Origin of the sequence: Desulfotruncus alcoholivorax DSM 16058 (assembly GCF_000430885.1) — a bacterium.
Lineage (GTDB): Bacteria > Bacillota > Desulfotomaculia > Desulfotomaculales > Desulfallaceae > Desulfotruncus > Desulfotruncus alcoholivorax.
Window position 1 is genome coordinate 1 of sequence record NZ_AUMW01000049.1, and the last position, 7,870, is coordinate 7,870.

Annotated in this window: 7 protein-coding genes and 1 pseudogene; all 8 read left to right on the forward strand. The window is 45.0% G+C overall.

Features of this window, described 5'->3' with window-relative positions:
• Positions 1-435: pseudogene (locus tag H569_RS20790) on the forward strand (hypothetical protein); the annotation flags it as partial.
• Positions 436-487: 52 nt separating this feature from the next.
• The gene (locus H569_RS0116670) at positions 488-1,225 is read left to right on the forward strand and encodes a hypothetical protein (protein ID WP_027365916.1); all 738 of its coding nucleotides are present in this window, start codon (positions 488-490) and stop codon (positions 1,223-1,225) included.
• 3 nt (positions 1,226-1,228) lie between these two features.
• Complete coding sequence (locus H569_RS0116675; RefSeq protein WP_027365917.1) at positions 1,229-2,878, forward strand: hypothetical protein; 1,650 nt, start codon at positions 1,229-1,231, stop codon at positions 2,876-2,878.
• Positions 2,879-2,933: 55 nt separating this feature from the next.
• On the forward strand, positions 2,934-3,491 hold the full coding sequence (locus H569_RS20795) for an HD-GYP domain-containing protein (protein ID WP_051273722.1): 558 nt from the start codon (positions 2,934-2,936) through the stop codon (positions 3,489-3,491).
• A 52-nt stretch (positions 3,492-3,543) separates the two neighbouring features.
• Positions 3,544-4,557, forward strand: a complete 1,014-nt coding sequence (locus tag H569_RS0116685) for a ParM/StbA family protein (protein WP_051273723.1) — start codon at positions 3,544-3,546, stop codon at positions 4,555-4,557.
• Between the two features lie 461 nt (positions 4,558-5,018).
• Positions 5,019-5,336 carry a hypothetical protein gene (locus H569_RS0116690; protein ID WP_027365919.1) on the forward strand — a complete coding sequence of 106 codons (318 nt, stop codon included), beginning with the start codon at positions 5,019-5,021 and terminating at the stop codon, positions 5,334-5,336.
• A 34-nt stretch (positions 5,337-5,370) separates the two neighbouring features.
• Positions 5,371-6,321 carry a hypothetical protein gene (locus H569_RS20800; protein ID WP_051273724.1) on the forward strand — a complete coding sequence of 317 codons (951 nt, stop codon included), beginning with the start codon at positions 5,371-5,373 and terminating at the stop codon, positions 6,319-6,321.
• Positions 6,322-6,404: 83 nt separating this feature from the next.
• Positions 6,405-7,870 (forward strand): DNA topoisomerase 3 (locus H569_RS0116700; protein WP_238492591.1); only part of this gene is annotated, 1,466 nt, incomplete at its 3' end.

The window sequence follows — 7,870 nt, forward strand, 5'->3', positions numbered from 1 at the left end:
GATGCCATGAACAATGCGTGGTATAACGGTGTTGCCTATGGGGGTAAATCAGAAAGTGTCGGCAATATTGCCGGCTATATACGTAATACGCAATTACCTGATATAACTAATAAGATAAATAACCTGCAAACCACGGTAACAAATATAAATAATAACATCGGCGCAGACCATACACCACCAACTGTGGATTGGGCTACAGTTTCCGGAGCATACTCTACAAGCGGCAGCAGTATTAACATTATTATTACAGCTTCAGATAATGTTAGCTCGAATCTGCAATATAGTATAAACGGTGGTGCTTATTCAGCTTTACCAGCGGATGGCATTGTAACTATTCCTGTAAACAGCTCCGGTCCCAACGCCATTGTGATAAGGGTAAAAGATGAGGCCGGCAATATAGCCTCAAAAGTGAAAACAGTTTGGAAACTTAATTAGCAGTGCGCCCCGGGGATAACTCCCGGGGTTTTTATTTTAGAGGTGATTTTACTTGAAAAGATTATTACTTATCATTACCCTGATTATTTTTATGACTGGATGCACAAATTCAAAAGACCCGCCGGAAAATAATATAGACCCTGAAATCTCTGTTACAGTAAAGCAATTTTTACAATACAGTTCCCAAAGCAATTGGGACAAGGCATTGGGTTTATTGTCCGGTGAGGCACTGATAAATGCCAAGGATAATATTAAAGCCATTCATACCAGGTTCAACCTATTGGCTACTAGTGTTAATATAAAGGCTTACGACAAAAACGGTACCTATGCCCGGGCATTAGCGGATGTAACGATAAGATCGGGTGCCGGTATTGACCGGCAATTTTATGAATTTGAGCTTGTAAAACTAGGAAAGTGGAAAATATTCAGCCAGAAAGAAATCAGCCCCGACCTTAACGGCCGGTTATCAGAGCAAAATGTGCCCGCCAAAGTGGAGCAAGCTGTAAAAAAGTACATTACCTTGGTGGCCGAAGGACAGTGGCAGAATGCTAACCAATACCTATCGGGCCAGGCGCTACGCTTTGCAAGCCTAAATAGCCGAAATGTAAAAACCGGCTTAACAGCCGGCAACCTAAAAGTCAGTACTATCGGATGTCAAAATAATGTTTGGTTGCTGCAGGTAAGCTATAGGATTAAAGACAAGGACTTCTTAACTATACTGAAAGTTTTGGATTTGGATCAACCAAAAATCATCGAAATAAACCTGGCGTCAGTGAAGGGAGGTAATTAAATTGTGAGGTTGTTAAAACTTCTGGTTTTATCTATTTTTACTGTATTCTTTATCCCTTCGCTAGCTTGGGCCACAGTAATCCTGGACGATGACTATAATAACTTTAATTACGTGGATTCAGGTAAAACAACTGCTAAAGTCGATACAACTTCAGGTTGGGTGACTTTACCGCAGGTCAATAAGCCAAATAGCATAGCCATGCGGCAGTTTGGTTACGAATATGCCGTAGCAACAGCAGCTGGGGTAAAAATGTTCTCTTACGACGATGCAACGGGAACAATGAAGGAAAACACGGCCCTATCTATACCATCTGTTACAAGCGCCCTGGGGATTGCCGTTAGGCAGGATGCCCCTAACATATGGGCGCTGACGAACAGTGAACTTACCTTATATAAATTTAACGGCACATCCATTAGCACAAATCCTAACCTGGTTGTGGCCGGTTTAACCGATATAGTGTCTGTTAGCTCTTGGTCAACCGAAGATAAGGCAGCTGTATTATCAAGGTCGGGTATAGTTCAAGTTTATAATGCCAATTCCGGCACCGTAATACCGGAATTAAGCTTCGATACAGGTAAAACCAACCCAATCGCGGTATCTGTGGTATCCGGCTCTCCTGACCTGATAGTGGCCACACAAGATGCTTATTATTACTACGCATATGATGACGCCATCGGTGGTTATGTAGAAGACCCACGGCGCACTGTATTGGGCCTATCTGGTATTGTTTCGGTAAGTAGTAACAATTCCGGTAGTGTGGTCCTTACCACAAATGCAGCAAAATATTATCTTAATAATGATGCGGGCACTCCACAGCAGGCGGTTGCTTTAAGTACAGGCCCTTTATCCAGTGCAGCGGCTATCTCTGTTAAACCGGAGAGTTATGACTATGCTGTTATAACGGATACCGGGGATGTACAGTATTACATGTATGACGATGCCAGCGGGAGCGTAACACGGGTATCTTCCCTTGAAGTGACCGGCCTGGCCCTGGCTGGGGGGTATATGCACCCGCGAGAATATTACTCCAAAGTAGTAACTACAGGACAAAGCTATGACGAGATAAAGCTAACGGTTAATGATGATATTCCAGTCGGCACATCAATTAGCTACTATATAACCTCTGATGGTGGGGTAACTTGGAATGCAGTAACCACGGGTGATTGGGTTCCTGTCAATTCGGGAAACAGGTTTGCCGTAAAAGCCGTGCTGGATACCTCAGATGAAAACGTAACGCCAAAGATTTTACACGTAACACTAGAAGTTACAACGCTCAATATTAAAAATTTAAAAGTGCTGGCTATTGCCTTTAATGACCCGACACAGTCCTTACCTACTTCCATATTGCCGGTAAAGGTAAAAGCAGGTGCGGAAATTTTAATGGAAGTAACGACAGAGGGATTTGCTGAAAATGTATATGCTGATTTTTCAACCGGTGCCAATATCGTTTTTACCGCAACAAACAACATTACAAATGAAGTAAATACCTGGCGCGGGCTTTATACCGTACCGGTAGATGCTGTAGAGGGTTCCCCTATTACTACAACTATTACCGCTGAACGCAATACAAAACAAAAACACCTTACCGTGAGCCCATTTATTGTTGTAAACGGTAAGGTTTCAGATGTTGTTGACTTAAAGATGACTAAATGAGATTTGATCGATCAATGAACCATTTATAGTAAAAATTTACAGATGGAGGTTTAAAATGATTTACACTTCACTAAAAGAGGATTATCTTGAAAAACACCAGTACAGAGTTTCTTTATACGCAAGGCAGATAGCCAAAAGATTATCCCCTGGTTTAATTGAAATCGTTTCTTTTGCTGCTGCCGTACATGATGTTGGTAAAAAGAACATCGACGAAAGTATTCTGTTTAAACCAGATCGGCTGAATAAAGACGAATGGGAGCTAATGCGCAGGCACCCGTTAATTGGTGCAAGTATGATTATGAGTAAAATGGTTAAATTTTCAAACAGTAACAAATTAAAACCATCAACAATAGCTTTGGCTGTTCTTCAACACCACGAACGCTGGGACGGGTCAGGCTATCCTGACGGTCTAAAGGGTGATGATATATCTTTATTAGCCAGGATTATCGCGGTGGCGGACGCATTCGACGCAATGACTACGGATAGGCCGTACAAAAAAGCTTTATCGAATGAGGACGCGGTTAAAGAAATAATCCGGTGCTCTGGCACCCAGTTTGATCCGTTTATCACTGAAATTTTTTTTAATGAACAAGCTCATATTTTAGCACGGTGAAAAACCGTGCTTTTTTAATGGAATTAATTATTAAATGAAAGGTGGTCATTTCATGAACACACAAGAAGCCCGTATTTGCCAGTTTCCGCAAAAAGAACACATTTGGGCCGTCGATGTTGGATACGGTTATACCAAAGCGTTATCAAACCGTGGTAAGAAAGTATGTTTTCCCTCCGTCATCAGCCCGGCCAGGGACATGCCCCTGGCTGAACTCTCCGATGACCGTACCGGCCATACGGTTACCATCCACAAAGAAGGATCACCGGATGAACAATTCTTTGTGGGCCAGTTGGCCATCAAGGAAGGGCGTTCGGTGCAATTTACCCTGGACGAAGTAAAGCACAAGCACCCGGTACATGACGTGGTACTTTTAACGGCTATTGCACTTTTAGATCCTGAAGCACCCGGCAAATTAGTGGTTGGCCTGCCGGTTGACTATTACCGCGAACAAGGGAAAAGCCTTACTGAGCATCTCACTAATTTAACCGCAGTGGTATCCGTAGATGGCGGCCCCAAAAAACAAATAAGTTTTGAAAACGTACTGGTTTACCCGCAAGGTGCCGGGGCTATACTGGTTGCCCCGGACATGCCCCCAAGCGGTATAGTTGCCGTGGTGGATGTGGGCCACAAGACAACGGATTGTGTGGCATTGGAACTGGGAAACGGGGGCAGCAGGCCGGTACAATCCATGTGCATCAGTGTAGATGCAGGCATTGTACACTTGCACCAGGCCGTGGCTGAGGAATTTTTAAAACTTACCGGTATTCGCCTGCCGGCAGTATATATAGAGCAGGTATTACGTACCGGTCGTATATGGTTCAGGGGGCAGGAAATAGATCTTAGTCAGGTTATAAAGGACAAACGTGATGGAATTACCAGGTCCATTGCCGACGGGGTACTGGCTGCATGGGGCGACCGGGCGGATTTTGTTTACAAGGTTTACCTGGCCGGCGGCGGTGTTCTGGAACTGCCGGAACTGGCAAGTATTTTTCCGGGTTCTTCAATTATACCGGACGCGCAGTATGCCAATGCCATGGGGTTTTTAAAATTCGGAGAGAGATGTTAAAAAAAACGATGGTGTGACCGGTGAAATACAGGCACCACAAGGCTTTTGCGCCAATATTAGAGCGAAACGTCACACCGGCTAATTTCGTTTAAAATATCCGGTGTGACAAATATTTAAAATATACAGCCCAAACCTTACAGCCCCAAGCGGTTTGAGGGTCGCACCATAACTCAGGATACGGTGTGACGCAAAAGGTTGTAAAATGCCTGTAAAACCTTGTGGCTGTAAAGGTCAGGATGGTCGCACCTGTTAATATTTTTATGGTGCGACCGGGCTAACACAGGTATAACAAGGCTTGAGTGATATTTTTACAGTAAAACGTCACACCATCTTAAAAACGCGGGTATTAACCGGTGTGACGATTTATTGCTAAATACATTCCAAACCCAACGCACAGTAAGAATTCACCGGTCACACCAACACAAAATAACCGGTGTGACGGAAAAGGTGGTAAAAGATTAATGAAGTCAGATACCAGTAAGTCCAAAGGTGGTCGCACCAAGTCGCTACATATAAAACTACCCGCAGATCATCCGGTTTTTTTATTGCCGGAAGGAGAACGCAGCCGGGTGGCCCGCGAGTGGATGGAGCAGGGCAGGCAGGTGCAAGCGGTTATGGAAACGATAAGCCGTGAGCTGGCAGATATCAGAAAGGCTTTAAATAACATAGAACCACAGTCACGATCACACATTGGAAATCCGAAAGATATCAATGCCGGTAATAAATCAACAGAAAGATGTAAAAACGACATCAACCCGGCGATATTTTTAAGCCTGTGAACAGCCGTTCTTAAGGTGGTGAGATATAAACCCTGTGGCAAAGATTTTATTCGATGAACAACCAATTGTCGTGGATAAAGTATTGGCCGTTAAAATAGGTCTTAATAAGGCTATTGTAATACAGCAGGTGCATTACTGGATCGAAATAAACAAGAAAAAGAAAAAGCATTATATCAATGGCCGGTACTGGACATACAACACATTACAAGAATGGCATGAAAATAATTTTGAATTTTGGTCATTGGATACAGTGAAAAGAACATTTACAGAACTGGAGAATAAAGGCATATTGCTGGTCGGAAATTTTAACCAAGACAGAAGAGACCGCACAAAGTGGTATACGATTGATTACAACAAATTAGAGGAATTGATTTCTAAAAAAGAATCGCATAGCCCGGAAAAAAGCAAAAGTGCAAATTGCACTAATGCAATAGATGATACCGGAATTCATCGCAAAAGTGCAATATGCACTAATGCAAATGGGCAAAATGCACTTTTGGAAAAGGGCAATATGCACCGACCATTACCAGAGACTTACTATACAGAGATTTCTAACAGAGATTATCCATCTATCCATCCGTCAGCTAATATAGATAACCGTATCTTGAACAACAAACCGGAAGGATGGACGGACGGGAGTCCGGCTATTATTCAAAAACCAGTCCAAAATCAAAATAAATTAATGGCCGGTGAGGCATTTAACGACCAGGTAGAATTATCCCGGACGAACAAGATTATAAAAGAATTGTGCCAAAATACCGGTGCAAACCCGGTCCAGGTGCAGGAGGCTATCAGACGGGCTAACCAAATCGAAGAACGTGGCAGACTAAAGGGTAATTATCTAAAGCTAGTTGAAAGTATAGCTAGAACGATAGTAAAAGAGGACTTGGTTAAAAGCAGAAGCCCGGATAACGGCGAAGTATCTAAAAGCGAAACCAGGAACAAAAACAAAAAAGAATTAATCAAATCCCTGTACAGAAACTAGCAAATCAGCAGAAAAGGCGGTGGATTAAGATTAAAAACCTAATCATTGCCGAAAAACCATCCGTAGCCCGGGACCTGGCTGCAGTGTTAGGCAACTTTCAGAAAAAAGACGGCTACCTGGAAAATAACGAATATGTCGTCACCTGGGCCATCGGCCACCTGGTTGAGTTGGCCGAACCGGAGGATTACGACGCACAGTTAAAAAAATGGGACTTAAATACCCTGCCCATTATACCGGCGGTCTTTAAACTCAAAACCAACCCGAAAACCGCAAAACAGTTTAAAATCGTTAAACAGCTGGTCAACAGACCCGACATCGAACAGCTCATCTGCGCAACCGACGCCGGGCGCGAGGGCGAGCTCATCTTCCGTTATATCTACCACCTGGCCGGCTGCCGAAAACCTTTCCTGCGGCTCTGGCTGTCGGAAACAACCCCGGCCGCCGTCAAAAAAGGCTTTGCCGCACTTAGGCCCGGGACAGAATACAACCGCCTGGCTGCAGCTGCACAAGCGCGCAGCCGGGCCGACTGGCTCATCGGTATCAACGCCACCCGCTCATTTACCGTAAGGCATAACACCCTGCTGTCCATTGGCCGGGTGCAAACACCCACCCTGGCGCTCATCGTCAACCGGGAACGCGAGATAAAAAACTTTGTGCCCAAACCCTACTGGGAACTATACGGCGAGTTTACTAAAAGCAACGGCCAGTTATACATAGGCAAGTGGTTTAAAGGCGAGCAAAACCGTTTCCAGGACCGGCAGGCGGCCCGGGCGGTACAGGCCCGGGTTGATGGCCAGCCAGCCAACGTGCTGGAGATGGAAGAAAAGGACATTGCGGAGCTCCCGCCGCTATTATTCAACCTCAACGACCTGCAAAAAGAAGCCAATAAAAAATTTGGCCTGGCGGCGGCCAGGACACTGGAAGTGGCCCAGTCCCTGTACGAAACCAGAAAACTTATTACCTACCCCCGTACAGACAGCCGACACTTAACTACGGAACTGGCTAAAACCATTCCAGAACGTCTGTCCGCCCTGGGCAGCGTGGCTGAATACATGCCTTATACCGTTACCGCCAATGCCGCCGGCATCCCGGGTAAACGTTACGTTGATGACGCTAAAGTAAGCGATCACACCGCGCTGATCCCTACGGACATAAAGCCGGTGTTGGACAAATTACCTCCGGACGAACGTAAAATATACGACCTGGTGGTACGCCGGTTTCTGGCCATCTTTTTCCTGCCGGCGAAATATAAGCAGACCAAAGTTGTAACCGAAGCCGCCGGTGAAACATTCCTAACCACAGGGCGGGTTGAACTGGACAGGGGGTGGAAGATGATATATGCACCCGCAGAAGATAAACCGAGCGAAGACGAAGATGCAGGCGTAATACCGAAACTGACCCGGGGGGAAGTAATACAAACATCCAAAACAGAAATCAAAGAAAAAGAAACCAAACCGCCTAAGCGTTATACTGAAGCCGGCCTGCTGGCGGTCATGGAAGGGGCCGGCCGGCTGCTGGAAGATAGTGAGTTGAAAGCTGCCATGAAGGA